22 protein-coding genes and 1 other annotated feature are annotated in these 24,559 nt (G+C 58.4%); of the genes, 11 read left to right on the plus strand and 11 right to left on the minus strand.

Features of this window, described 5'->3' with window-relative positions; genetic code table 11:
• Nucleotide 1 precedes the first annotated feature (1 nt).
• The 10 genes from PEP31012_RS00335 (at nucleotide 2) to PEP31012_RS00380 (ending at nucleotide 11,332) form a co-directional block, all read left to right on the plus strand.
• The gene (locus PEP31012_RS00335; RefSeq protein ID WP_246171077.1) at nucleotides 2-3,283 is read left to right on the plus strand and encodes a diguanylate cyclase domain-containing protein; all 3,282 of its coding nucleotides are present in this window, start codon (nucleotides 2-4) and stop codon (nucleotides 3,281-3,283) included.
• A 47-nt stretch (nucleotides 3,284-3,330) separates the two neighbouring features.
• Nucleotides 3,331-4,568, plus strand: a protein-coding gene (locus PEP31012_RS00340) for an IS3 family transposase (RefSeq protein WP_150587389.1) whose coding sequence is annotated in 2 segments (ribosomal slippage) — nucleotides 3,331-3,622 and nucleotides 3,622-4,568 — 1,239 coding nt in all. Because the reading frame shifts where the segments join, the coding sequence is not laid out codon by codon here.
• Nucleotides 3,612-3,728, plus strand: a sequence feature (AL1L pseudoknot). (Overlaps the previous gene by 117 nt.)
• Nucleotides 4,569-4,614: 46 nt before the next feature.
• Nucleotides 4,615-4,992, plus strand: coding sequence for an EAL domain-containing protein (locus PEP31012_RS00345; protein ID WP_150587390.1), 378 nt, complete (start codon nucleotides 4,615-4,617; stop codon nucleotides 4,990-4,992).
• Between the two features lie 112 nt (nucleotides 4,993-5,104).
• Entirely contained in the window at nucleotides 5,105-5,791 is a 687-nt protein-coding gene (locus PEP31012_RS00350; RefSeq protein WP_150587391.1) for an HD-GYP domain-containing protein, read from the plus strand.
• Nucleotides 5,792-6,023: 232 nt separating this feature from the next.
• Nucleotides 6,024-6,395, plus strand: coding sequence for a phosphonate transporter (locus PEP31012_RS00355; RefSeq protein ID WP_150587392.1), 372 nt, complete (start codon nucleotides 6,024-6,026; stop codon nucleotides 6,393-6,395).
• The gene (locus tag PEP31012_RS00360; RefSeq protein ID WP_150587393.1) at nucleotides 6,392-7,732 is read left to right on the plus strand and encodes a sensor domain-containing diguanylate cyclase; all 1,341 of its coding nucleotides are present in this window, start codon (nucleotides 6,392-6,394) and stop codon (nucleotides 7,730-7,732) included. The genes PEP31012_RS00355 and PEP31012_RS00360 overlap by 4 nt, the downstream gene beginning before the upstream one ends.
• 66 nt (nucleotides 7,733-7,798) lie before the next feature.
• Nucleotides 7,799-8,590, plus strand: a complete 792-nt coding sequence (locus tag PEP31012_RS00365) for an EAL domain-containing protein (RefSeq protein ID WP_150587394.1) — start codon at nucleotides 7,799-7,801, stop codon at nucleotides 8,588-8,590.
• 453 nt (nucleotides 8,591-9,043) lie between these two features.
• Entirely contained in the window at nucleotides 9,044-9,421 is a 378-nt protein-coding gene (gene pyp, locus PEP31012_RS00370) for a photoactive yellow protein (protein ID WP_150587395.1), read from the plus strand.
• A gap of 157 nt (nucleotides 9,422-9,578) precedes the next feature.
• Nucleotides 9,579-10,678, plus strand: a protein-coding gene (locus PEP31012_RS00375; protein ID WP_150587396.1) for an IS3 family transposase whose coding sequence is annotated in 2 segments (ribosomal slippage) — nucleotides 9,579-9,840 and nucleotides 9,840-10,678 — 1,101 coding nt in all. Because the reading frame shifts where the segments join, the coding sequence is not laid out codon by codon here.
• A 204-nt stretch (nucleotides 10,679-10,882) separates the two neighbouring features.
• Nucleotides 10,883-11,332 carry an AMP-binding enzyme gene (locus tag PEP31012_RS00380; RefSeq protein WP_174978058.1) on the plus strand — a complete coding sequence of 150 codons (450 nt, stop codon included), beginning with the start codon at nucleotides 10,883-10,885 and terminating at the stop codon, nucleotides 11,330-11,332.
• Nucleotides 11,333-11,596: 264 nt separating this feature from the next.
• Here the strand turns inward: PEP31012_RS00380 and PEP31012_RS00385 are convergent.
• Nucleotides 11,597-13,136 (minus strand): IS3 family transposase gene (locus PEP31012_RS00385; RefSeq protein ID WP_150587398.1). Its coding sequence is split into 2 segments (ribosomal slippage): nucleotides 11,597-12,499 and nucleotides 12,501-13,136, totalling 1,539 coding nucleotides; the frame shifts between segments, so codons are not numbered across the junction.
• A gap of 759 nt (nucleotides 13,137-13,895) precedes the next feature.
• On the opposite strand from PEP31012_RS00385, the gene PEP31012_RS00390 reads away from it, so the two are divergent.
• Complete coding sequence (locus PEP31012_RS00390) at nucleotides 13,896-14,957, plus strand: GGDEF domain-containing protein (RefSeq protein ID WP_150587399.1); 1,062 nt, start codon at nucleotides 13,896-13,898, stop codon at nucleotides 14,955-14,957.
• Between the two features lie 133 nt (nucleotides 14,958-15,090).
• Here PEP31012_RS00390 and lhpI read toward each other — a convergent pair whose 3' ends face one another.
• Genes lhpI through PEP31012_RS00440 form a run of 10 tightly spaced genes read right to left on the minus strand, consistent with a single transcriptional unit; the run spans nucleotide 15,091 to nucleotide 24,559 of the window.
• On the minus strand, nucleotides 15,091-16,062 hold the full coding sequence (gene lhpI / locus PEP31012_RS00395) for a bifunctional Delta(1)-pyrroline-2-carboxylate/Delta(1)-piperideine-2-carboxylate reductase (RefSeq protein ID WP_150587400.1): 972 nt from the start codon (nucleotides 16,060-16,062) through the stop codon (nucleotides 15,091-15,093).
• A 2-nt stretch (nucleotides 16,063-16,064) separates the two neighbouring features.
• A complete protein-coding gene (locus tag PEP31012_RS00400; RefSeq protein WP_150587401.1) occupies nucleotides 16,065-17,264 on the minus strand; it encodes an MFS transporter in 1,200 nt (399 codons plus the stop codon).
• Nucleotides 17,265-17,292: 28 nt separating this feature from the next.
• Nucleotides 17,293-17,706, minus strand: a complete 414-nt coding sequence (locus PEP31012_RS23855; RefSeq protein ID WP_150587402.1) for a Zn-ribbon domain-containing OB-fold protein — start codon at nucleotides 17,704-17,706, stop codon at nucleotides 17,293-17,295.
• Nucleotides 17,703-18,863 (minus strand): thiolase family protein, encoded by a 1,161-nt coding sequence (locus PEP31012_RS00410; protein WP_150587403.1) that lies wholly within the window; start codon nucleotides 18,861-18,863, stop codon nucleotides 17,703-17,705. Before PEP31012_RS00410 ends, PEP31012_RS23855 begins: the two co-directional genes overlap by 4 nt.
• Nucleotides 18,863-20,095: a CaiB/BaiF CoA transferase family protein gene (locus PEP31012_RS00415; RefSeq protein WP_150587404.1), complete on the minus strand. Its 1,233-nt coding sequence runs from the start codon at nucleotides 20,093-20,095 to the stop codon at nucleotides 18,863-18,865. The genes PEP31012_RS00410 and PEP31012_RS00415 overlap by 1 nt, the downstream gene beginning before the upstream one ends.
• Nucleotides 20,096-20,113: 18 nt before the next feature.
• Nucleotides 20,114-20,911 (minus strand): ABC transporter permease, encoded by a 798-nt coding sequence (locus PEP31012_RS00420; protein WP_150587405.1) that lies wholly within the window; start codon nucleotides 20,909-20,911, stop codon nucleotides 20,114-20,116.
• Nucleotides 20,908-21,768, minus strand: a complete 861-nt coding sequence (locus PEP31012_RS00425; RefSeq protein WP_150587406.1) for an ABC transporter permease — start codon at nucleotides 21,766-21,768, stop codon at nucleotides 20,908-20,910. Before PEP31012_RS00425 ends, PEP31012_RS00420 begins: the two co-directional genes overlap by 4 nt.
• Nucleotides 21,769-21,771: 3 nt before the next feature.
• On the minus strand, nucleotides 21,772-22,101 hold the full coding sequence (locus PEP31012_RS00430) for a DUF4387 domain-containing protein (protein WP_150587407.1): 330 nt from the start codon (nucleotides 22,099-22,101) through the stop codon (nucleotides 21,772-21,774).
• Entirely contained in the window at nucleotides 22,101-23,453 is a 1,353-nt protein-coding gene (locus tag PEP31012_RS00435; RefSeq protein WP_150587408.1) for an acyclic terpene utilization AtuA family protein, read from the minus strand. Before PEP31012_RS00435 ends, PEP31012_RS00430 begins: the two co-directional genes overlap by 1 nt.
• Nucleotides 23,454-23,482: 29 nt before the next feature.
• Nucleotides 23,483-24,559: an ABC transporter ATP-binding protein gene (locus PEP31012_RS00440; RefSeq protein ID WP_150587409.1), complete on the minus strand. Its 1,077-nt coding sequence runs from the start codon at nucleotides 24,557-24,559 to the stop codon at nucleotides 23,483-23,485.

The following is a 24,559-nucleotide window of genomic DNA, read 5'->3' on the forward strand; positions in this document are numbered from 1 at the left end:
CATGGCAGGATACAAGCTGATCAAAAGCCTTCATGCGCGGATTCTTCTAGTGATCTGCGCTGCTGCATTCCCGCTGCTCATCGGAAGCGCTTATTACCTGCAAAGGCAGACGGAGCTGCTTCGCAATAGTACCCGTCTGGAGTCAACCCAATTTCTCAGGCTAGCTGCAGGTTATACGAAGTCAGAAATTTCCGGGACGGGGGAGACGCTTGCAGCTATCTCGGTGAGTCCGGCTATCCATAGTCGCAACTGGCCGCTTTGCAACAGCTACCTCAATAGGCTCGTTACACAGCGCTCGGACCGATACTCCAACGTCGGCGTGATCGACCTTGATGGTCGCGTCCTGTGTAGCGGCGTTCATCCCGGCGCCGGTAACTTCCCAAATCTAGGAGACCGCACCTATTTCCGCCGCGCTCTGATACATCCCGGTTTGGCTATCGGGGACTATCAACAGGGGAGGCTAACCGGCTTGCCGTCGATCGCAGTCTCCACAGCGCTGCGTGACGAAAGCGGAAGGCCCTTTGCCGTGGTATTTGCCTCGTTGCGCCTGGGATCTCTAGAACGCATGGGCGCCGCCCCAGGCGACCGAGACGCAAACATCACAATCCTTGATAGAAATGGAACGATCCTGGTTGCATCAGACCCGTTAATCGGGCGCGTCGGCGAGCCGCTTCATAACGTGCAGCTTCGCCGCGCAATCATGGAGCAATCCCAAGGCGTTCAGCTTTCGACAGGTTCCTCTGGAGATTTTCGTCTCGTAGGCTCGACACTGGCGGGATCTCCCGATGACCCTTCAGCCATTATTGTTCTCTATACATCCCGCGGATCAAGCGTATTCGCCAGCCTGCGGCGCGACCTGTGGCTCGGAACGCTTGTTGCGGCTGCATTGATTTTGTTGGCCGTCGGTGCGGGGTGGACTGGTACGAACGCGCTGATAGGGCGGAACATCCGTCGCATCGCTAATGCCGCAGCGCGGCTGCGCGAGCGGGATTTCAGCACGCGGGTGGCCTCTGAAGTTTCCGGTAGCGAATTTCAGTTGATCGCGATCCAGTTGGATGAAATGGCCAAGGAACTGGACCTTCGTGAACGCGACTGGCAGACATCGATCGACAGGCAGTCCCATCAGGTTGAACTTCTGCGACGCATCGCTCAAACGGAACCACTCAATGGGATCCTGGAGTCAATTTGCGAGTTTGCCGAAGAGCAGGTGCCCGGATCACGCGCATCGTTGCTGCTTGTTGACGACGACCATTTTGTCGTCAGTTGCGTCGCGCCAGGGCTGCCCGAGGCGTTCCGGGAAGGTCTCATCGACGCTCGCGCGGTGCACAGCGCTGGATCTTGCGGAACAGCAATTGCAGAGCACCGAGCAGTGATATCCGAGGACATTGAAAACGACCCGCTGTGGGCAAACTATCGTGATCTCGCGTCTGCGCATAACCTACGCGCCTGCTGGTCGTATCCCGTGGTCTCGACGGGGGACCGCGTGTCCGGTTCGTTTGCACTCTATTTCAGCGAACACAGAACGCCGGGCTCAAACGAGCTGCCGGTTAGCCAGATGGCTGCCGAACTCGCCGCAGTCGCGATTGATCGGCACAGGACCGGCGAGGCTCTGTCTCAGTCGGAGGCGGAATACCGGTCGTTATTCGACACCAACCCATATCCCATGTGGGTATCGGATAAGGTAACTGGCAGGTTTCTTGCCGTGAACGATAGTGCGATCACACAATACGGATATCCGCGTGAAGCGCTTCTCGGCATGCAGGTCAGCGAGCTTGATGTGTCGTATGGGGAAGCGGAGGAAGAAGATTCGGTGCATAGCGCCCACGCCCCGGCACTCCACGCAAAGAGCGTGAAGCTACATCGTGACGCACGGGGCGGCATGCTTGAAGTCGAGGTTGCTTATTTCCCCCTTGTCTTTAAGGGTAGAAATGCAACGCTTGCTCTGATTTCCGATGTCACATATCGCAGCAAGCTTACTCACACAATCCAGGAGCAGAAGGCGCTTTTCTCGCTGCTGATGGATTCCACGGTCGAAGCCATCTACGGCGTAGATCAAAACGGACTCTGTACTTTCGCGAATGCCGCTTGCGAACGGCTGCTCGGTTATAGCGCAGCCTATATGGCGGGCCAATCGATGCATACGCTCGTTCACCACAGGCGCGAAGACGGCTCAACTTATGATCCAGCCGCGTGCCGTATCCATAACAGCATTGAATCCGGGTCTCATGTGCACGTTGACGACGAAGTGTTCTGGAAGAGCGACGGCTCACCGATGCCAGTCGAGTACTGGGCGTATCCGATTGTTCGGGACGGTAAGGTGAACGGGTCGATCGTAACGTTCATCGATACAACGGAGCGCCGCAGGCAACAGGAGGAGCTACGTCGCCGCGCCACTTATGACGGCCTGACAGGACTTCTGAACCGTTCCAGCTTTGTCCTCGCGCTTGAGTCCCGGCTTGCTCGAGCCGATGCGCATAATCGACGTCCAGTCGTGGCCATACTCGATCTTGACGGATTCAAGGAAATAAACGACTCACTGGGGCATGCGGCAGGTGACAATCTCCTTCGTGACGTGGCCGAACGGTTGTGTAATGTGATTGACTCATCAGGCGACGTTGGTCGGCTCGGTGGCGACGAGTTCGTTTTCGTTCTTGACGAAATCGACGCACGATCGATCAACACAAGCGTCGAGGCTGTTCTAGAAGCAATACGCCAGCCGTTTAGCATTTCCGGCCTAGATGTCCAGATTAGCGGCAGCATCGGCGCCGCGCGATTTCCCGGAGCCGGCCTCGACGCGGACACGCTGCTGCGCAGCGCGGACGCAGCGATGTACGCGGCCAAAAAAGACGGGCATGGGTTCACTCTGACAGAGCGGGTAGACTCTGGAATTCCCCGTCCATTTCTGATGAGCGAATTGCGACACGCCCTGCAGAAAAATGAATTCGTCCTATATTTTCAACCGAAGGTTTCGCTGCAGGGGCAGACGCGCATCGGTTTCGAGGCCCTCTTGCGCTGGAATCACCCCGAACTTGGAATGGTCGGTCCAGGCGAGTTCATGCCGATGATTGAGCTCAGCGACCTAATCCATCCGCTCACAGATTGGGTCATTGACTCAGCCGTGTCCCAGTTCAGAGCCGTCGTCGATACGTGGCCTGATGCGTTTATTGCAGTCAACGTGTCGATGCGCAACCTCATCGACCAGCAGTTTGCATCGCGGGTTCGCGCGCTGCTTGAGTTGCACCACTTCCCAATGGATCGCCTGAAGCTAGAGGTGACAGAGTGAATCGCCCCGGATTTGGAGGAGGCTCCAACTCTTGAGAAAATGGAGCCATGAACAAGAAATCGAGCAAGTTTTCCCCGGAAGTCCGGGAGCGCGCAGTGCGCCTGGTGCGCGAGCAGCGTAGCGAGCATCCCTCGCTGTGGGCGGCAGTCGAGTCGATTGCACCGATGATCGGCTGCACGCCGCAAACACTGAACGATTGGGTCAAGCGCGACGAGATCGATAACGGCGAACGTGCCGGCCTGACCACGAGCGAACGCGAGCGCCTGAAAACACTGGAGCGCGAGAACAAGGAATTGCGCAAGACCAACGAGATTCTCAAACTGGCCAGCGCGTTTTTCGCCCAGGCGGAACTCGACCGCCGTATCAAGTCCTGAAAGCCTTCATCGATCAGCATCGCGACACCTTCGGGGTCGAGTCGATCTGCAAGGTCTTGCGGATTGCCCCGTCGGGTTACTGGCGCCATGCTGCCCAGCTTCGCGATCCGTCGAAGCGCTGCGCCCGAGTCAAGCGTGATGACGTGCTGTGCCCGGAAATCCAGCGTATCTGGCACGCCAACATGCGGGTCTACGGCGCAGACAAGGTCTGGAGGCAGATGAACCGGGAGCAAATTCGTGTGGCCCGCTGCACGGTCGAGAGATTGATGCAGCGGCTGGGATTGCAAGGCGCGGTTCGCGGCAAACGGGTTCGCACGACGATTCCAGATGTCTCGGCACCTCGCGCGCTGGACCGGGTCAATCGCCAATTTACGGCCGACCGGCCGAATCAGCTTTGGGTTTCCGATTTCACCTACGTTTCGACGTGGCAGGGCTGGCTGTACGTGGCGTTCGTCATCGACGTGTTTGCGCGGCGCATCGTTGGCTGGCGGGTGAGTCGGACGATGCGCACCGACTTCGTACTCGATGCGCTTGAACAGGCGCTGTATGCCCGCCAACCGGGCGGCGACGGGTCGCTGATCCATCACTCCGACAGGGGATCGCAATATGTTTCCATTCGGTACACCGAGCGACTTGCCGAAGCGGGCATTGAGCCATCGGTCGGCAGCCGCGGCGACAGCTATGACAACGCCCTGGCGGAAACGATCAACGGTCTATACAAAACGGAACTGATTCACCGGCGAGCGCCTTGGAAAACAAGGGAATCCGTCGAGCTCGCCACCCTGGAATGGGTGGCCTGGTACAACCATCATCGGCTGATGGAACCGCTGGGCTATATCCCGCCAGCCGAGGCTGAGGCAAACTATTACAGGCAACTCAGAAATACTGCTGAAGCGCCCGCGATAACTTAAACCAACCGGCCTCCTACAAAGCCGGGGCGATTCAGAGAGTGCGGTAATGACCGATCCAGAGCGCACTTTGAAAGTTCTCGAAGAACTCCATAATTGGGGCGTTCGGATCGCCATCGATGACTTTGGCACAGGATACTCGTCTCTCGCGTACCTCCAGAAGCTGCCCGTCGATGACCTCAAGATTGATCGCTCCTTCGTCCGTGGCATGTCTGACAGTTACGCTTCAAGGGCAATTGTTCTCTCGATTATTTCCCTTGCGCATAGTCTGGGCATCGCGGTAACTGCCGAAGGCATCGAGACACGGGAAGTCATGGATATGCTTCGTGCGGATGGCTGCGATTTTGGCCAAGGCTACTACATCGGCCGTCCGATGCCATTTCACTTGTTGCATGAGTGGCTCGCTGGGCCGGCCAGAGTTTCATAGATGCTGGCGCCGATGTAGTTTTTTCGAGGTCCGTTTTAGCGTTCTGCATCCGATGAGATTATTTCGAGAGAAAGGCGCACGACACTATCCGTTATTGCCATACAGAACCTCAATGAACTTTCAAGTCGTCCAAATGCTTGCCAGCCTGACAGCAGCAGGTTGCATGCGCTATCCCTACGCGTCCGGCCACCTTATTCGTACTGGGGAGACAAGCACCTGCCTCGCCGCTCTGCTGGGCCTGAACACAGCGGACCGGGAACGCATACGCCTCGCCGCCCCCGTGCATGACATAGGGAAGCTGGCTATCCCGGACGATGTACTTCTCAAGCCCGGCAGACTCGATCCGCCAGAGCGCACCATCATTGAGCGTCATTCAAGTATCGGCGCCGAACTGCTTGCTGGTGGGGCAGACGAGCTTCTGCAGTTTGCCTCACAGATTGCTCGCTATCATCACGAGCACTTCGATGGCAACGGATACCCCGCGGGCCTGTGCGGAGAGCGTATCCCACTGGCCGCCCGTATCGTGGCGGTCGCAGATGCGTTCGACGCCATGACTGAGCCGCGCAGTTACCGGCCTGCGATGACGGATGACGAAGCGCTATCCGTCATCGCAAGTGGCAGTGGCACGCATTTTGACCCACACATCGCACAGACTTTCCAGGAAGGCATCTCGGAGATATTACGCGTCCGGGAGGCTACCAATAGGGCACTCGCGTCGGGCGACGATATGGAACTCGTTGCCAGGTTTTATGGATTACGCTTGCATGCAAATGGGGGGCTCAGAGCCATAGCGCCGTAGCCATCTCGACACCGAGTTTGCTGTCACCTCGAACGGGCTCAGTGCAGATTTCCAGACCAACTGTCGAGCATCCGCGCTAAAGTTCTATTTATCTCAGCCGATAACATGTTATGTGGGATTTTTTCCTGCCAACCCGTTTTGCCGGTGTTTGCCGGAGGCTGGTGTTACGTGATGATTGGCTAAATGGTCGGAAAAATCAAAGTTGGTGAAGTGAGTCCAGGTAGGGGGAAGCGTGGGCAATGAATTTGAAGAGGTGCGAATAACAGAGCTGGCTGAATTGGGTGCCGAGGGGGTAGATGCATTTTCATTCGGCGTAATCGGATTTGCGCCGGATGCGATGGTCACGGTCTACAACGCCACCGAGTCGAGAAATGCCGGACTGAGCCCGCAGCGAGTTCTAGGCAAGCATCTTTTTGAAGAGGTTGCGCCATGCATGAACAACTTCATGGTCGCGCAACGCTTCGATGACGCGGATGAGCTTGACGATATTATTCCCTACGTCTTGACCTTGCGCATGCGCCCGACCCCGGTGCGGTTGAGGCTGCTGAAGGCGCCGGGCTGCGCGACCCGATTTGTCCTGATTGAGCGGAGGACAGCAAATTGAGCGCGCCGAACACGGACAAGAACGACCTGGAGTCTGAGTACGAAGCATTACTCTCATTCATGTATCTATCGCCGGTCGGGATTGTCCGCAGCGACAAATCAGGCTTCGTTGACATGATGAACCCGCTTGCCGCGCAACTGCTCATGCCTCTGGTAAGAGGTGGGAGTATCGAGAATATTTTCGACAGCCTTGCGTCGGTCGCCCCAGAACTTCGCAATCTGGTGGCCAGTTTCGAGGCGGAGCGAGGGCCTGTCTGTGAAAACCATCGGGTTTTTGTGACGCCAGCCAAGGATGACGCTGTCGTTCTAGCATGTTCCATCATCAAGGTGAATGCGGATGTGCTGATGATGGTGTTGACGGACATCTCTCGCCAGGTCGCCGCTGAGCGTCGAGCGCGACAGACTGAGTCATGGCTCGCCGGAATCTATACGGGTGTCAACGATTTTGCGTTTTTTACGCTAGATGCTCAAGGCTGCATCGACAGCTGGAATCCATCTGTTGAACGCTTGACGGGCTTTGGTGAGGTGGAAGTTATCGGGCATATGCTGTCGCGCTTTTATGCCAACGATGAGATTGTCTTGCACCGTTTACCTGAGCACATCGCGCTGACGCGCGACGATGGCTGGCACGTGGAGGAGTTCTGGTGCGAGACGAAAGCTGGTCGGCGCTATTGGGGGCAAGTTCTCATTTCTGTGCTCCGTGAGGAGGACGGTGAGATTTCTGGGTATTCGGTGGTTTTGAGGGATATTACAGAGCGGAAAGTTCACAGCGACAACCTCGCACGTCTTCTGACGACAGACCATCTGACTGGCGTTACGAACCGCGCTCACTTCTTTGAAATTGCAGAATCTGAGGTTGCCCGGGCCGAACGGCATGCCCGCGCATTGTCGCTGGTCATGCTGGACGCCGACCATTTCAAGCGTATAAATGACACGGCCGGGCATCAGGCTGGCGACGAAGTCTTGAGGAGGATTGCAGGTGAAGCGAAAGCGCTTCTACGAAGGTCCGACATTGTCGCGAGACTCGGTGGAGAGGAATTCGTTCTGCTGCTTCCGTCTACATCAGCAAGCGAGGCGATGGTAGTCGCGGAGCGATTACGTGTTGCCGTCGAGCAAGCACTCATTGAAACAGCTGTCGGACAACTGAAAGCGACGATTAGTCTTGGCGTAGCAAGTCTAGGCGATGAAAACCAGACGCTCCAGGACCTGTTAGCTGCCGCAGACCACGCCCTCTATGACGCAAAACAAGCAGGGCGAAATTGCGTGCGCTGCGCCATTGCGGAACCAGAGGACGTATCCCTATCTGTCAGCGAAGAAGGTAACACGGTTCCAACTTGACCGATGCCGGGCCACGGCGCCAGTAGATGCAGTCCCAAACAGCAAATAAAAACGGTTCATAGACAGATGGCTTCTTTCAAGATTCATAGCCACGACGAGGTGGCCAGTCAATCGAAAAAATGTTCTGGATGCAAGGACACGACGCCCTTGCCAGTCGAGATAGATTTTGCATTTCAGCCAATCGTTGACGTTAGCGCCAGGGCGGTGTTCGCTTGCGAGGCGTTGGTACGTGGTGCGAACGGGGAGTCCGCGCATTCCGTGCTATCGCAAATTGATGATGGAGTGAAATACCAGTTCGACCAACAATGCCGGAAGACGGCAATCGCCAGTGCTGCTGCGTTAGGTCTTGAAGCGTTTCTGTCCATCAATTTCATGCCTAACGCGGTCTATCGACCGGAGGTCTGTATAAGGAGCACCCTGGACGCAGCGCACGCGAATGGTTTCCCGATTGAAAGAATCATATTCGAGACGGTCGAGGGCGAGCATCTGGCCGACCGCACTCACCTGGTCCATATTTTCAGGGCCTACAAGGAATACGGCTTTCTGACCGCGATTGATGATTTTGGGGCTGGTTACTCGGGGCTTGCGCTTCTGGTGGATTTTCAGCCCGACATCATCAAGCTCGATATGGGGCTTCTCCGCGGCATCGACACCGACTCGGTGCGTCAGCGCATCGTGCGAAGTGTCATATCAATGTGCCACGACCTTGGCATCCGTGTGGTCGCGGAAGGCATCGAGACCAAAGGCGAGCGCGACTTCTTTGTTGCGCATGGAGTGAGTCTGATGCAAGGCTATTTTTTCGCGAAACCGGCTTTCAAATCGATTCCAACAATCGATGAAATGTCGTATTTCGCCTGATGGCAAGTCACCATCCGACTGCCTGAATGCGACCGTCTTGCTCGTAGGTCATATTTTCCGGCACAACATTTCAGCGCCTCAACGTCGCCGCGTATGTTCATCGCGCACGGGAAGGCACTGTCGGCCACGAACCGTCACTTACCGGTGGGGTGCATCGGACGTTCGAGCGTTGGCTACGCTCAGATAACGGGCATTCTGTTGGCGAGGTTGCCCGCCCTCAGTGACTCGTTCTGAGCGGGGCTCAAGAGAAAATTGGTCTATCATCAGCGACTGTTATCCGGCAGGCATGCAAGACGCGCATCCAGTAAATAAATTGAATGAATCTCCAACCGGCAGCGCGCACAGGGGACGTCTTGACTCTACCTCAAGTTCGGACAAGCTTCGCCGTTAACGCAGTTGAGCCGAACAGCTGGCTTGGGACCCGTAGAATAAAACTCTAAACCTGAAGGCCTTATGGAAATCGTTACGTTTGGCAAAGATGATATCGAAAACGTACTTGGGCGAATGAGCTCAACCCAACTCGATGGGCTATCGTTTGGAGCAATCGAGGTCGATTCGACGGGGAAAATTCTGAAATATAACGCCACGGAAGGTGCGATCACCGGGCGCGACCCAAAAGCGATGGCGGGTAAGAATTTTTTCCGGGACGTGGCCCCGTGTACAAACCGTCCGGAATTCAGGGGCGTATTTGACGCAGGGGTAAAAAGTGGGGATCTGAGCACGCTGTTCGAATATGTATTCGACCATCAGATGGTACCCACCAAGGTGAAAGTTCACATGAAGAAAGCCATCTCTGGCGACACCTACTGGATCTTTGTGAAGCGGATCTAAAATTGAGCTCGTCACTGTTGCCGTCTACCAGCGAATGGTACGAACCACGCGGAGCATTGGCGCGATTTCTGGCGGACTGACCTCCCCCCGAAAAACCGTAGCACCGAAAGCTGGAGATTTCTGGCAAATTTGAAGCCCTGACGGGCGGGAGGTTTGCATGAAGAAATCGAGGTACACGGAAGAGCAGATCGCGTTTGCGCTGAAGCAGGCCGAACTGGGTACCACCGTGGCAGAAGTGTGTCGGAAGATGGGTATTTCCGAAGCCACGTTCTACAACTGGAAGAAGAAGTACGGCGGCCTCGGGGTTTCTGAGTTGCGGCGCCTAAAGCAACTCGAAGAGGAGAACGCCCGACTCAAGCGCATGGTTGCCGATCTCAGCCTGGACAAGCAGATGCTTCAGGAGGTGGTGCAAAAAAAGCTGTGAAGCCAGCCCGTAAGCGCGAGCTGGCTGATTTTTTGATTCAAGCGTATCGGGTGAGCATCCGGCGGGCGACAGCACTATTGCAGCTACGCCAGGCCACGTACTTCTATGTGCCGAGCCCACGTGATGACCGTGCTGAGCGTCGGCGCATCCGAGAGATTGCCGAAACTCGGATACGTTATGGCGTAGAGCGCATTCACGTTCTACTGCGACGCGAAGGCTGGTTGATCAATCACAAGAAGACCTACCGAATCTACTGTGAAGAGGGGCTGAACCTAAGGCGTAAGCGGCCTCGCCGTCGTGTGGCTGCCGCACACCGTATGGAGCGCCCCGAAATCTCTACGGTGAATGCGTGCTGGAGCATGGATTTCGTTGCCGATCAGTTGTTCAACGGGCAGAAAATCCGGGCCTTAACTGTGGTCGATAACTTTAGTCGGGAGAGCTTGGCGATCACCGTCGATTACGCCTTGAAGGCTGCCGATGTGGTGGCAACGATGGGACATCTAAAAGCGCTGCGAGGTACCCCGAAACGGATACAGGTCGATAATGGGAGCGAATTTATTTCTCATGCGCTGGATCACTGGGCGTATGAAAATGGCGTAACGTTGGACTTCTCCCGTCCCGGCAAACCCACGGACAATCCGTTCATCGAGTCATTTAATGGCAGTTTTCGGGATGAATGCCTGAACGTGCATTGGTTTTTGTCACTGGACGATGCCCGAGAAAAGATAGAAGGCTGGCGACAGGATTACAACGACTTCAGACCGCATAGTTCGCTAGGCGATTTGACTCCGGGTGAGTTCCGACTTGCCCACCTTGAAGCCGGAAATCTCTAGGCCAAAGTGCTCGGTTATCCGGGGGGAGGTCAGCTGGTTGCCCGTTATGCTGGAGCGCTTCCTGGAGGGGTATCCGGGGTGACATCAACCGCCCCTTGCCCCCCCGAACTGGCGCAAGCGCTTACTGCCGAAAGTGGCCTGCAGCGTCTGATGCAGATATATGGAAGCTCCGAGACTGCAGGCGTTGGTTTTCGTGATACATCCATGCAGCCCTTCCAACTGATGCCTTTTTGGCTTCGGGACGCTACGAATCCCCTGCGTCTTATCCGACGGGCAAGCGACGGTGGTGAAAGAAACGTAACGCTGCAAGACCGGTTGGAATGGACAGATCAGGGGCACTTCACAATTTGTGCCCGACTTGACAATGCGGTCCAGGTAGCGGGCGTCAATGTCTTCCCGGAGCACGTCCGCGAAGTGCTATTGCGACATCCGCAGGTCGAAGACGCCGCCGTCCGCCTGATGAAGCAGCACGAAGGTGAGCGACTCAAGGCATTCGTTGTCCCAGTGGCGGGGGCTGATCAGGCGGTACTTATTGCCGACCTTTCGCGCTGGACGTCAGCTCGCCTCTCCGCTCCCGAGAGGCCGAAATCTTTTGCGATTGGCGCGAAACTGCCTGTAGATGAGCGTTCCAAGCTGGCGGACTGGCCTGTATAGGGTGCAGATCGCCGGTCGTCCGGCCAAGAGACACAGACGACAAACCATCAACGTCTGAGCGCACCGTCGAGATACTAATGGATTACGAATTGTGGTTGCGTCTCTTCGAGCTGTCCAGACAACACTTAAAGCAGCATCGAACCCGGCGATACAGTTCAGTTGCAGTAATCGATCGGGACAGCCACCGCTATTTCGCGAGCCACCTGGCGGCACCGACGATGGGCGCAGTGCTAATGGGGGATGCGGCTATTTTCTTGGACTGATTTACGTTGTTAACCCGAGGCTTTCACGGTACTCGATGGGGCTGAGATAGCCAAGGGAGCCCTTGATCCGCTTTTCGTTGTACCAGCGAATGTAGGCGTTCAGTGCCTCTGCGAATTGCGCGATGGTCGTCGAACGCCAGTCCCCTGGATAGAACATCTCGGTCTTCAGCCTTCCGAAGAATCCTTCACAGGCCGCGTTGTCTGGTGAGCAGGCTTTACGCGACATGGATCGAATCAGATTAGCCTTTGCAACTCGCGATAGCCAGCCTGGCCAACGGTAGTGGCCACCCCGATCGGAATGCACGACCGGCTTCTCATCGTCCTCGGTCACGGTCTCGATAGCCGCATCTAACATGGTATTCACGAGCTCGGCGTCGGGGCTTGTGCCAATCGACCAACTGACTACCATGCCATCGAAGCAGTCGATCATGGGCGATAGATATACCTTCCCGGCCGGGATCTGGAACTCGGAGATATCCGTCAGCCACTTTTCGTTGGGGGCGGTAGCGTGGAAATCGCGATTGATGATGTTATCTGGGGCAGGGCTAATTTCCCCGACATAAGAACGATATCGGCGCCGCTTGGGCCTCGCCGCGTAGAGGCCGCCTTGTTTCATGAGGCGACGCACGACTTTCTCCGATAGGAACACCCGTTGTCTGCTGAGCGCTGCCTGCACCCGACGATAGCCGTAGGATCGGTGATTGTCCTCGAAGATTTCCGCAACGGTACGACGAACTTCGGCATATTTGTCGGCAACCCGCATGGGCGACCGATGGTAGAAATAGGAGCTGCGCGCCAAGTCCAGTTGCTCAAGCAGCTCAGCCAAAACGTACTGCTCTCTCAGGGCGTCAACCAGCGTCGTCTTCTCCCGGTTGCTCAGGAGTTGCAGGTCGACGCCCAGGTCATTTTTTTAGGAGTTCATTCGCCTTCTTCAACAGGTCCTGTTCAAGCTGCAGATTGCGAATGTTGCGCTGGAGCGCTTCGACCTGCCGTTCCAGTTCGTCCCGATCTGTCTCTGCGGGCGAGCCTTTGTCGCGTTTCATGGATGCAGGAGCCTCTCGGCCGAGTAACTGGTTCTTCCAGTTGTACAGCGTCACCCTGTCGACGTCCAGCTTTCGGGCCACCGCCTCTGCACTTCCTTCCCGTGTGCACAATTCGTACACCGCAGCCTGCTTGGACACCAATGCAGCAGTTGGTTGACCGGCCTTGCCAACCACGCATTTCCTGGTTTCCGGATAGCGCTCGCGAACCCACTCCGTTAGTATCTGGCGACAGGGATAGCCCAATGTCCTGAGGGTGAAGGCGAAGCAGCGCCCGTGATTGACGTAATGCTCGAGTGCTACGTTCTTCTGTTCTTCTGAGTACTTCGGCTTTACGCGAACATACCCCCTCTGCAGATCGCCACTCTTCTCGAATTCGTTACACCACGCCTTGAGAGAATTCTTCGTCGGGTAACCCAACTGGCGAATGGTCGCTTTGCTGCGTTTCCCGAGTTTCAGGTACAACTCGACCGCCCGAACGCGTTCTTGGTATGAATACATGGACTACCTCCAAAGTAGTCCAAGATTTTGTCCGCATCCCCATCGAAGATGCCTACGAAAGGCTGGCCGGTCCAGACAGCCTGTCACAGAGACAATAGGTCAGTGCCGGTGTCAAATCACCGAGGAATCTGAATCGGTGCTCCTGTCGTCAAGTGTGACGAACTGCTCAAGCAGCTCGGACGAAATCGCCGGAAGATCTACCTGCTCAGCTTTTGGTTTGCGAGGCATACGTTCTCCTTGGCTGACCTTTCCCCTTTCGCGTCACATGCACCCGCGGCGAAATTTTCCGGGGTTCCTGCCCCCTTCTGAGACGTTTAACCCAGCACTTTTTCAAACGCACGTTTGGTCTGGTAGGGTATTCCTTAGCTTTTCCGCGAGCTATTACGCATAGACTGGCATGACCGTGACGCAATGTCGTGCCCCCCGCTCCACGGATTTGTGGCCCATCCATCGAGATGGGCCTTTTTCGTCGTGGTGGAGCGGCCACGCTGTTTCCTTGATCGCGCTCCCACCAGTTCTGCAATGCCGTTGAGGCGTTCGAGGTGCGAGGTTGAGATGCGCCTCAAGTTCCTGAGTGTTGGTGCGGACAGGCCTCCGGCCCAGGCGCAATCGGGAACGACGCTCGCCCTGAGGCTGACGAAGCGTGCCCCGTCTCGGTCAGCACGCTCAGTGAACAAGGTGGTGGTTCGATTGAAATCGCGATGACGTATGCGTGGGATACACTGACAGGCAACAACAAGAATACGCTTTGGGATTCATATGAACGGGTCAGATGTATGGGGCTGGCGCGGGGCGAACGTTTGGAGCATCTCCGAGAGGCCGCCGGAAAGGGAGCAGGCGCTACTGCGCATATTTCTGAGCCCGCTTGCGCTGCTCGCCTATCTGTTCGTCACTTTGTTTGAACATACGCAAGAGGCCTACGCACTACTCTGGGCGTGCGTCTTCTACCTTGTCTTTAGCCTGGTGACGTATGCGTCCATCAACGTCATGCCGGCTCCGTCACGAATACGCTTGGTCACTTCGACCGTCATTGACCAAGCCTCGGTTGTAATGGCGTTAGCCGTAGGCGGGCGGGTTGCCTTGCCCATGCTCTGGGCTTTTTTCTGGTTCCTGGTCGGCGCAGGCTGCCGGTATGGCAAACGCATGTTGGCGCTCTCGTGCGCGGTTGCGCTTGTGGGCCTCGCGGGCCTGATGCGGTGGGAACCTTGGTGGCAAACGAACCCCTTAGCCGGCCTGGGCATAGTTTTGGGCGTCGCTGCAACCTCAATCTATTTGGCGGTGTTGGTTCATAGGCTCGAAAAGCGAGCGGCCACCGACCCCCTGACCGGCCTTAGCAATCGTCTGTGCCTCGAGCAGTCCATTGCACAGGCGCTTCGCACCCCGGATGGCGAGGCGGGGCAAGCGGCCCTTTTGCTCGTCGATTTGGACGGCTTTAAGGAAGTGAACGACGCATATGGGCATGGTGTGGGGGACAAACTGCTTCAGCACTTTGCCCACGCGTTACGTGCCCGGATGCGCCGAGGCGATACGCTCTCTCGTTTGGGAGGCGATGAGTTCGTGATTTTGGCGCGCCAGGTACATGGCAGCTCGGACGCACGAACCATTGCCGAGGGTGTTCACTCGATTTTGAAGGGCATCCATACCATCGACGAACATCCCATTTCCGTTTCAGCCAGCATCGGCGTCTGCCTGCTGTCTGTCGGCGCCGAGGACGAGCCTCTCGATATTCCCTCCATCATGCGGCGCACTGATAGCGCGATGTACCGAGCCAAAGCGCTCGGTAAAGATCAGACGGTTTTCGCCCATGAGACATCCCTCTGATAGGTCTCCCGACTCCCTGGGAGACTCACCCTCGAAAGCACGATAACGAGCCTGTTCTCATCGACGTCGACAAGCTCTATTCGCCCGTCCGGCCACTCTCGCACCAAATCGATGCGCTACGTCGGGCCGCGTATTACAAGCCTGTGACGTCAGCGTCGAAGGTGGGCGCCCTCCCCGGGCTGGCGTCATACACAAGACAAGCCGCAGCCAAATCCTCGAGCGCCGTACCGACCGATTTGTAAACCGTAATATCCGACTTCGATTGGCGTCCTGGATGCCGCTTGCTGCACAGGTCTTCGAGCGTCGCAAGTACGTCTTGCCGCGTGAGCACGCCAGCGTGGATCGGACCAAGCAGGTCGCCGGCCTTAAGGAGAGCCTCCTCTGTATCGATAAACACCCGGGTGTTTCGGTAGCAGTCGTCATCCGACTCTCGCATCTCCGGGGTGAATCCGCCAATGAGGTCCAAGTGCACACCAGGTTGCAGCCAGGCCCCAAGAATCAGCGGTTCCCGCGAAAGGGTCGCGCAGGTAATGATGTCCGCATGGCGAGCGGCCCCCTCCAGCGACCCAGCCACGTTGGCATCAAATCCATCTGCCCGAAGACGAATCACCATTTGTTCGGCCAGCGTCCTGTCGATGTCCCAGACGTCGACGTTGCGAATGTCGCGCACCGCGCGATATGCGTCGGGCAGCAAGCTGGCGACCCGTCCCGCCCCCACGACAAGTAAACGTCGTGCAGATTCATTGGCTAGCATCGACGCGGCGAGCGCCGAGGCCGCGGCTGTGCGTCGTGACGTGATCTCGTTGCCGTCGATCTGCGCGAGCGGAACGCCAGTACTGGCATCGTAGAGGAGATAGGAAGAATGCAGCGCCGGGATACCCGTACCTGCATTCGATGGGAAAACGTTCACGAGTTTGAGCCCGAGTCTTCCCCCTTTTCTCCATGCTGGCATCAGCAGCATCGTCGCCGCATCGCCCGTGGTGTCGATGCGGTGGATGTGACGCGTGGGCACCTCACATCCCTCGATGAACATGGCCCTCAACGCCTGAACTAGGGCATCGAAGGGGAGCCGCGAGCGCGTTTGCTCAGGATCGATGATTTGCATGGTCAGTCCTTATCGATATCAAATGACTTATTGAGGAGAGGTCTTGATGGCGCAGCCGCCGCGTGCGCGGCGCGCAGGCCCAGTAACGTGACGAGGGAGTAGGCAGGAAGCGCGAAGCCCCAACTGTGCGTCTGATCCCGCAGCATCCCGAACAGAAATGGCGCAGATGCGGAAATCGTGTAGCCAAGCAACTGCGTGCTGAACCCAAGGGCGCGGGCATCGGCAGAATTCCCGGCGCGCAAAACGACCAGATGCAATGCCACGCTGAATGTGCCCCCTTGTCCGAGCCCCAACAAGACAGCCGCACACCAATTCCATGGCGCGTGGAGTTGTGTACAGCCAGCGAACCCTGCCAGCCCGAGGCCGTACATGCTGGCCATCACCGCTCGCTGGTTCGACATCCGATTCGCCACCCAAGGGCCGAACAGCGCCGTCAACAGTTGCGCCACCATCAACGTCGCGAGGAATCCGCCAGCGTCCTGTCGAGTGAGACCATGAGAGACGAGAACGGTCGGCAGCCACGCCGTGGTGGCCTGCGAGAGAAACGACTGGGCGGCCATGTTCAACCCGAGCGCGATGGCGAGAGGACTCAGGCTCAGGCGGGCGGGCCGCGCAGCCACATCCGAGGGCGCTTGCTGCACGCCGTGTAGTCGCCACCACACGACTGCGCAGACTGCCGCCGGGATGGCCCAGACCGCAAGCGCTGGCGCCCAGCGGTTTCCCAAGAAGCTGGATATCATCGGCGACACAATCGCCGCTAGTGCCCCTCCAAGGCACAACGTGACATTCAGCAATCCCGCCGCGGCGACCTGCGAGGGCGGCCGCAACGGCTTGATGATGGCTGGTAACGTCGCGTTCGCCGCCCCGAGGCACGTGCCGAGCACCACCGTTCCCAGCACGAAACAGGACCACCCCAGCGGTCCGGCACCCGCGAGTGACCTGAGCACGATGCCCAGGCATGCCCCCGCCATGGCCAGGGCGACGACACGGCAAGCACTGATCGACCGGGCCAGCCTGCCGCTGACCGCAGGCGCCAAACCCAACAGCAGTACCGGTAGGGAGATCACCAGCCCTGCGTGGGCAGCGGAAAGCTGCAAGTCCGACTGAATCGCAGGCAGTAGCGGCGTGACCGCCATCAAGGATGCGCGCAGGTTCACCCCCACGAGCGCCAGTGCACAGATAACCATCGCCGCTGACTGCATGTGGAGGGGGCCGGATTTTTACGAGCTATCAGGGAGCGAGCCGGAAGGCCGGCAGCGGATAGCGCTTCACCGTCTCGGGATCCGACGCCAGCACCACGCGAGCCCCGATCGTGGGGATGCCATCGAGAACCCTTGCCAGCATGGCGACGTTCTCCTCCAGGAGAATTTCAGCCAGCACGATCGGCACCTCATCGTTGAATACCGGGTGATTGGGGCGGCGCACCAGGCTGAACGATACTACCGTACCCACGCCTCCGGCCTCATCCCACAGCAGTGAGTCGCTCCAGCAATGCGGACACATCGGCCGTGGATAGAAGACAGCTCGGTCGCAGCAAGCACAGCGCTGCAGCATCAACTTTCCGCTGCGCCATCCCCGCAGGTACGTTGCGTTCTCAGGCGTTTCACGGGGTTGCGGATAAGGCTTCGTAAGCGTGGCAGTCACTTTGTGTTCTCCAGGATCATGGCACTACTGGAAAGTCCATGGCCGTATCCGACCATGCCGTAGCCGGAGACGAGACAACAACGCGCGCTCTCGACCTGGAAGTCCCCAGCCTCGCCGCGCAATTGACGAATCGCTTCCGTTAGCCCGATCATCCCCCCCCCTGCCCCGGCCTGTCCGCACGAGAGCTGCCCACCGTTGGTGTTCAGTGGAAAGCTGCCGTCGAATGCGAAATCATGCTTGTCGAGAAACTCGCCGACTTTTCCCTTTTCGCAGAAGCCAAGATCCTCAAGTTGGATCGCTACCATGATCGGGTAGTCGTCATAGGCCTGAACCAGGTCTATCTGGGCGTGGTCCTTGCCCGCCTCGGAAAATAGCCGATCCCGGAATCCGGTCCAGCCGCCATGCAACGGTGCGATCTCGCCGGCCGGGTCATTGTGCCTTTCATGGCCGGAGAGAATACGCACCCGCTTGTCGCTAGGTACGCGATCCAGGGCCGTCACGATGACAGCCTCGGCACCGGTGCAAGGCAGCACGCAGTCGTACAAGCCGATGGGGTCCGCGATCATCCGCGCCTCAAGGTACTCGTCCAAGGTCAGGGGGCCGCGCAGGAGCGCATTCGGATTCCTTTGTGCGCTGCGCCGCTGCCCGATGGAAATCCGTCCGAGCTGCGAGCGCCGTGTCCCGTAAGTGAGCATGTGCTTTCGCTGAACGATGCCGAAAAGGCCGTTTGCGCCGCCAAACCCGTTGGGGGTTCCATAGGAACTCAGAGCCGAATTGAATTGGTCCATCAGCGAGTAATGGCCCGCGATGTCGTAGTTGTCACCCGCCAGGCAGAGCACGGTGGTGGCGCGCCCCGCCTCGATGGCACGAACCGCATCCAACACGGCCGCGACCGGGCCTGCGCCACCGGCAGTGCCGTAGTAGCCCCAGTTGATCGCCAGGCCAAACTGCTCCGCGAGGGTAACTGCATTGTCTGGCGGCAGGACGAAGGAACACACCGACAGTCCGTCGATATCGCCCTTACTCAGGCCAGAACTGTGCAATGCACGGCGCGCCGCATCGGCAAACAAGCCGATCAGCGTGCGATCGGTTTTCTTTTCGTATAACGTCTGGCCGTAGCCCACGATACCGACTTCACCGCTGAGATGGGTGGTCATCAGATCACCCCCGCAGTGCGCAATGCGGCCAGGCGCTGCGCGCCCAGCGGGAACACAGTGCCAAACACTTCGTCGTTATCCGTTCCCGGGCAACCGCCCGCCCACTTGATCTCTCCCGGCGTGTCGGAGAGCTTCGGCACCGGCGAGGGCATGCGAAGCGGCCCCGCGTCGTGATCTTGCACGGTCGCGATGGCACCTCGCGCAGCGTAGTGTGTATTCGAAAAAATGTCCTCGATGTCCAGGATGGGGCCGGCCACCACGCCATGGTGGTCAAGCACACGCATCGCCTCGTCCACCGACTGCCCGGCAATCCATTGCGCCACCTCGGCATCGATCGCCTCCCGATGCTGGACGCGCAGCGACATGGTGACGAACCGCGCGTCGGTGAGCAGGTCCGGACGATCCATCGCCCTCGTCAGGTTCTCGTAGATGCGCTGCGAACCGCAACTGATGGCGATGGCCTTGCCGTCGCTGGTGGCGTATACGTTTCGTGGCACGTCTTCCTCCATCTGGTTGCCCAGCCTGGGCTTCTTCTCACCCGTCTGGTCGTAGCGCAGGACCACCGATTCGGTGATCCGGAAAAGAGGCTCGAACAGGCTCACGTCAACCACTTGGCCACGCTTGGAGGTCAGGCGGTTGTGAATCGCGGCCAAGGCGCCGAACGCGCCGAAGATGCCTGCCAGGTAGTCCCCCATGGGAAAGGCCGAGACCGACGGCCCGTTTTGGGGAAAGCCCGTGAAAGATGCCAGCCCGCTAAATCCCTCCGCGATGGTGGCGTAGCCACCTCGTTGCGACATGGGGCCAGACTGCCCGTAGCCGCTGACGCGGACCCAGACGATTTCGGGGAACTGCTGTGCCAACACGTCCGGGCCAAGGCCCCAGCGCTCAAGCGTGCCAGGCTTGAAGTTCTCGATGACAATGTCGGTGTCCTGCAGCATCTCCAGGAGCACCTCGCGACCTTCGGCGCGCGAAATATCGAGGGTCACCAACCGCTTGTTGCGCGCCATTGACTTCCACCATAGCGGCTGATCCCCCTTGTGAGGCGGCCATTCGCGCAGTGGATCCGGCTTGCCGGGCTTTTCAACCTTGATCACACGGGCGCCGAAATCTGCCAGCATGGTGCCAACGAACGGACCTGCGAGCATCGAGCCGAGTTCAAGGACCTTCAGGTCCGAAAGCGCTCCGCGCGGTTCCCGGCTGCGGGCATCGCCGAACATATCAAATGTAGCCACCGATTCTTCTCCTTCGTGTCAACCCGCGTTGATGCGGTCTATTCCAAAAACCCAGTCGATCACCAGCACGACGGCCACGGCCACGTAGATGGTCCCCGCGGAAACGGCGGCGATCATTGGGTCGATCGAGTACTGAACATAGTTGAACAATTTCACAGGCAACGGCATGAGCGCAGCAGTCGAATGGAAGATGCTCAACTCGACGTTGACCCAGGAAATGATCAGTCCAAACAGAGCGCCAGCAATCACGCCCGGCTTCATGATCGGAAGCGTCACCAGGAAAAAGGTCTGCACGCGCGCCGCGCCCAGATCCTGTGCGGCCTCCTCCAGCGATAACTGGAACCCCGCGAGCGAGGCCAGGCCAGTTCGAACGACGTAGGGGATCACCAGGACGCAGTGGCCGACGTAGAGCGCAAACCAGGTGCGAGCAAATCCAAACTTGGTAGCGAACTGCAACAGCGCCGCCCCGATCACGATAGTGGGTAGCGCCAGCGGTGACAGGAACAGCGCAGCGATGGCGGTATTGACCCGGTTCTTCGACCGTGCCAGTACCAGCGCTACCGGGATGCCTAGCACCAGGGCCGTGGCCGTCGCGGCCACAGCCAGTTGCGCGCTAAGTCCGATGGACTGCAGATAAGAGCTGTCCTGCAAGAACTGGGCATACCAGCGCAGCGTCAATCCTCGTGGCGGAAACGCGAGATACTCCGTCGCCGTAAAGGATGCTGATACGATGACCACGAGCGGCAGCGCCAGGAATATCACACCCAGCGCGGCCGCGCCGCCAAGGAGCCATCGACCAAGGGGATTGGCGTTCATACCGTCGCTCCTAAGAGTTTTCGCTTTCCCGGGCGCAGCGACGATGCGATGGAAGACAGCGCAAGCAGCACCAGCGTCGTCAGCAGCAGCGCCACGGCCAGGGCGGCGCCGAAGTGGAAATCGAAAATGCTGGCGTATTGCTGATAGATCAGCATCGACATCACCGTCTTCTTGCCGCCGCTCAGGATGCTAGGAGTCACGTAAGCGCTGACGCTCAGCGTAAACACGATCAGCGAGCCGGCGATCACTCCCGGCATGCTCAGCGGAAAGGTGACTTTCAGGAATGAGACAACCGGTGTCGCCCCAAGATCCTGCGCGGCATGCTCAAGCGTCCGATCGATGTTCTGAAGCACCGCAGCAATCGTCAGCACCATGAAGGGAGTCATGATGTAACTCATACCAATGACGATACTCAGCTCGCTGTTCAACAGCGCGAGTGGTCGATCGATGATGCCTCCCAACAAGAGGGACTGGTTCACGAGGCCCTCTCGGCCCAGGATGATCATCCACCCGAACGAGCGCACGATGTTGCTGGTGAAGAGCGGCGTGATCACCGCGATGTACAGCAGACGACGAAGCCACCGCCGCTGGACCATGCGCGTCATCACGTACGCCAGGACATACCCAATCACGAAGGACACCAGCGTGACCCACAACGACACCCGCAAGGTGAACCACAGCACGTCGAAGTAGTACCAGTCGCTCAGAAGCTTCGCATACTGGCTCACCCCAAAACCACCGTCGCCGGCACTCAGGCTGTCGACCATGACGACCGCGAACGGGACTGCGAAGAAAGCCAGCAGAAAAAGTAGAGGGATCGCCAGCAAGACGGCTGCTGCCCGCCAATCGATTTGCATAGCTCAGCGCCCCGCAAGATTGATGTAGTAGTCCAGAAGCGGTGCGTGCTGCTGGCAGCCGTACATGTCAGACTCGCCGAATGCCCCCTGCGCAAGGGGACGCCGCAAGGTCAGCTTGATCGCTCGGCCTCGCGGTACCGCGAAGATGGAGGTCACCGAGGCTTCATCGACATCGAACAGCTTCGCGACGTTATGGCGGGTAAAGCTGCCTCCCGCCCACACCGCCTGGAAATCGTCGTCGCTATCAAACATCACGTCGAAGGTCAGCAGAAACGGGCCAGCATTCTTGCTCCGGATGATCGAAGCAATTTCTCGAAGAGGAGTGGTTTTCATCAGGCGACAACCTCAATTTGGACGGGGAAATGCGCTGTGGCGGACGCCACCTTCATGAGATGGTAGGCGGAGAACTCGTAGACTGGCCCGGCGTCCAACTCCGAGGGCGAATAGGGAAATGCCAGGTTGCCGGCGGTGTTGAACTGCCCGTTCCAGCTGACATGGAGCAGCGAGCCGCTGATGAAGTGGGCAGCGGCGTGCGCATCCTGTTGCTCGCTATCGACCACGTCGATGATCAGCCCCAGTTCGTGAGGCACATTTCCCTTGACCGGCTCTAAGGCCCCCATGACGCCGTTGCAGCCATACAGATGGAAGTGAATCTTCAGGCTCGGCCTCGCGAAATACGCCAGTGCGTTGCGCTTGGCATCTTCGAGTAACTGGTCGATGCGCGAGATCATGGTTGGGCAACGAACGCCAGCGATCGAGATCGAGCGGTAGCCGACGCAGCGGGCCCCCTCCAGCTTGACCCAATAGTCGGGCGTCGCCGAGAAGCGAGAGCCGGTGACACGCACCTGACGCTCGTTGATCTGTTCGAACGCGCATTCGCTGAGGTCCAATTGATGGCCTGGCCCCGCTTGCAGGAACGGGTTTTCGCGCTCATACAAGGTATGCGCCGCCACCGAGGTCAGGGACGCCCGACGGTTGACGCTCCCTGGCTCGAGGGTGAATCCGTGGTCATCCACAAACGCCATCATCACGTCGGTGCCATGCGGCTCGGCCGAGAACGCACCACACTCAAGAATCTTGCCCATGTGAATTGCCAGGCCAGGATCCGCCCCCTTCCAGATCGGGAAGGCAGCGATCACTGAATCGTCGCAGGCTCGTCCGGCGATAATGACTTGCGCACCTTGCTCCAAGGCTTCCACGATGGGTTCGTGCCCCATCTGCGCGACAATCGTCTCGCTTGCCAAGGCAACCTCTTCAGAAAGCGCGACTCCCGCCTCGAAGTCCGCGACCTCGCCTTTGCGCACTGCGGCAGCGACGACCTCACTCGGAATGTCGGAATAGATTTTGGCGAGCTTGAACGTCAGGCCGTTCTCCCGGCCGACCTCCCTGGCAATCTCGGCTACGTCATCGACGTGACGCCGAGTGCCTGCGCCACCGGTGCTGCCAACGATGAGCGGGATCTTGGCTGCGCAAGCGGCCTTGATGAGCTGCGTCAGCTCCCGCTTGATTCCGAAACGCGAAACCAGGGGCTCGCCAGAGCCCAGGTAATGGGGGCCAGGGTCGGTCGATCCAGCATCGACGGCGATGACATCGGGTCGCAGCGACATACCGCGGGCGAGCGCTTCTGGATCGAAGCCGTACCCGAGGGTGCAGGTCGGCGTCAGGATGCATATTGGCTTGTTCATGATTTCGTGGCTTTCGTTAAAGGAGCGCATCAATGCGTGAGAATCCGGGCGTCGCTGCTCGACCACGCAAAAGGCAGCGATTCGCCGATAGAAAATTGCCGCTGCGTGCTCTTGTGCGACACCACAATTTCGTCGGCGATGTCGCAGGAAACGTAGATCCGCGTGATTGGACCGGCATACACAACGTCGCGGACAATGCCGGTGAAGTGCAGGAGATCCGGATTCCTGGTTCCCTCCACGACCTGGATGCGTTCGGGTCGGACCATCAGCGTGACGTCTTGCTCGCGCGGGGACGTGGTGCCGTAAGGAAGCACCACGTCGCCCCGATGGGTTCGCAGCACGCCCGATGCATCCACGCGGCAGGCAATCAGGTTGGCCTCACCGATGAAATCCGCCACGAACCGGCTCGCCGGGTTGTCGTAGATATCTTCCCCGGTGCCGACCTGCTCGATACGCCCGTTCGACATGACGACGATGCGATCGGCCATGACCAAGGCTTCTTCCTGGTCGTGTGTGACGATCACGAAGGTCATGCCCAGTCGCTCGTGCAGCCGCTTAAGCTCCAGTTGCATTCGCTTTCGCAGCTTCAGGTCCAAGGCAGCGAGCGGTTCATCCAACAAAAGCACCTTCGGCCGGTTGACAACCGCGCGGGCAAGCGCCACACGCTGTTGTTGGCCACCCGACAATTGCGCCGGATAGCGGTCCGCAAACTTCTCCATGCCGACCAGTACGAGCGCGTTCATGACCTGCTCGTCGAGTTCGACGCCGCGAATGCCGAGCCGGCGCAAACCGAAGGCGACGTTGTTATTCACCGTCATGTGCGGGAACAGCGCATAGTTCTGGAACACCGTGTTCACCGGCCGTCGGTGCGGCGGATCCGCCAGCACCGAGCGGCTGTCGATCGTCAGATCCCCTGAGGTAGGCGTCACGAAACCTGCGATGGTTCTCAGAAGCGTCGTCTTTCCACACCCGCTGGGGCCCAGCAGTGCGAGAAACTCGCCGGCATGGATGTCCAGGTTCACGTTGTCGAGAACCGTGGAAGCCCCGTATTGCTTGACGATCCGGTCGAGTCGGATCAGCGGCGGTCGATGACTCGTGGCGCTCAT

It is taken from the genome of Pandoraea eparura (assembly GCF_902459725.1).
In the GTDB taxonomy this organism is placed as follows: domain Bacteria; phylum Pseudomonadota; class Gammaproteobacteria; order Burkholderiales; family Burkholderiaceae; genus Pandoraea; species Pandoraea eparura.

Bases quoted from the DNA above. Each gene is read 5' to 3' on its own strand.
- PEP31012_RS00420 (WP_150587405.1), bottom strand. From the start codon at position 20,911: ATGAACGCCAATCCCCTTGGTCGATGGCTCCTTGGCGGCGCGGCCGCG.
- PEP31012_RS00440 (WP_150587409.1), bottom strand. From the start codon at position 24,559: ATGAGCGCCACGAGTCATCGACCGCCGCTGATCCGACTCGACCGGATC.
- PEP31012_RS00390 (WP_150587399.1), top strand. From the start codon at position 13,896: ATGAACGGGTCAGATGTATGGGGCTGGCGCGGGGCGAACGTTTGGAGC.
- PEP31012_RS00430 (WP_150587407.1), bottom strand. From the start codon at position 22,101: ATGAAAACCACTCCTCTTCGAGAAATTGCTTCGATCATCCGGAGCAAG.
- pyp (WP_150587395.1), top strand. From the start codon at position 9,044: ATGGAAATCGTTACGTTTGGCAAAGATGATATCGAAAACGTACTTGGG.
- PEP31012_RS00400 (WP_150587401.1), bottom strand. From the start codon at position 17,264: ATGCAGTCAGCGGCGATGGTTATCTGTGCACTGGCGCTCGTGGGGGTG.
- PEP31012_RS00380 (WP_174978058.1), top strand. From the start codon at position 10,883: ATGCAGCCCTTCCAACTGATGCCTTTTTGGCTTCGGGACGCTACGAAT.
- lhpI (WP_150587400.1), bottom strand. From the start codon at position 16,062: ATGCAAATCATCGATCCTGAGCAAACGCGCTCGCGGCTCCCCTTCGAT.
- PEP31012_RS00435 (WP_150587408.1), bottom strand. From the start codon at position 23,453: ATGAACAAGCCAATATGCATCCTGACGCCGACCTGCACCCTCGGGTAC.
- PEP31012_RS00365 (WP_150587394.1), top strand. From the start codon at position 7,799: ATGGCTTCTTTCAAGATTCATAGCCACGACGAGGTGGCCAGTCAATCG.
- PEP31012_RS00335 (WP_246171077.1), top strand. From the start codon at position 2: ATGGCAGGATACAAGCTGATCAAAAGCCTTCATGCGCGGATTCTTCTA.
- PEP31012_RS00425 (WP_150587406.1), bottom strand. From the start codon at position 21,768: ATGCAAATCGATTGGCGGGCAGCAGCCGTCTTGCTGGCGATCCCTCTA.
- PEP31012_RS00410 (WP_150587403.1), bottom strand. From the start codon at position 18,863: ATGACCACCCATCTCAGCGGTGAAGTCGGTATCGTGGGCTACGGCCAG.
- PEP31012_RS00350 (WP_150587391.1), top strand. From the start codon at position 5,105: ATGAACTTTCAAGTCGTCCAAATGCTTGCCAGCCTGACAGCAGCAGGT.
- PEP31012_RS00345 (WP_150587390.1), top strand. From the start codon at position 4,615: ATGACCGATCCAGAGCGCACTTTGAAAGTTCTCGAAGAACTCCATAAT.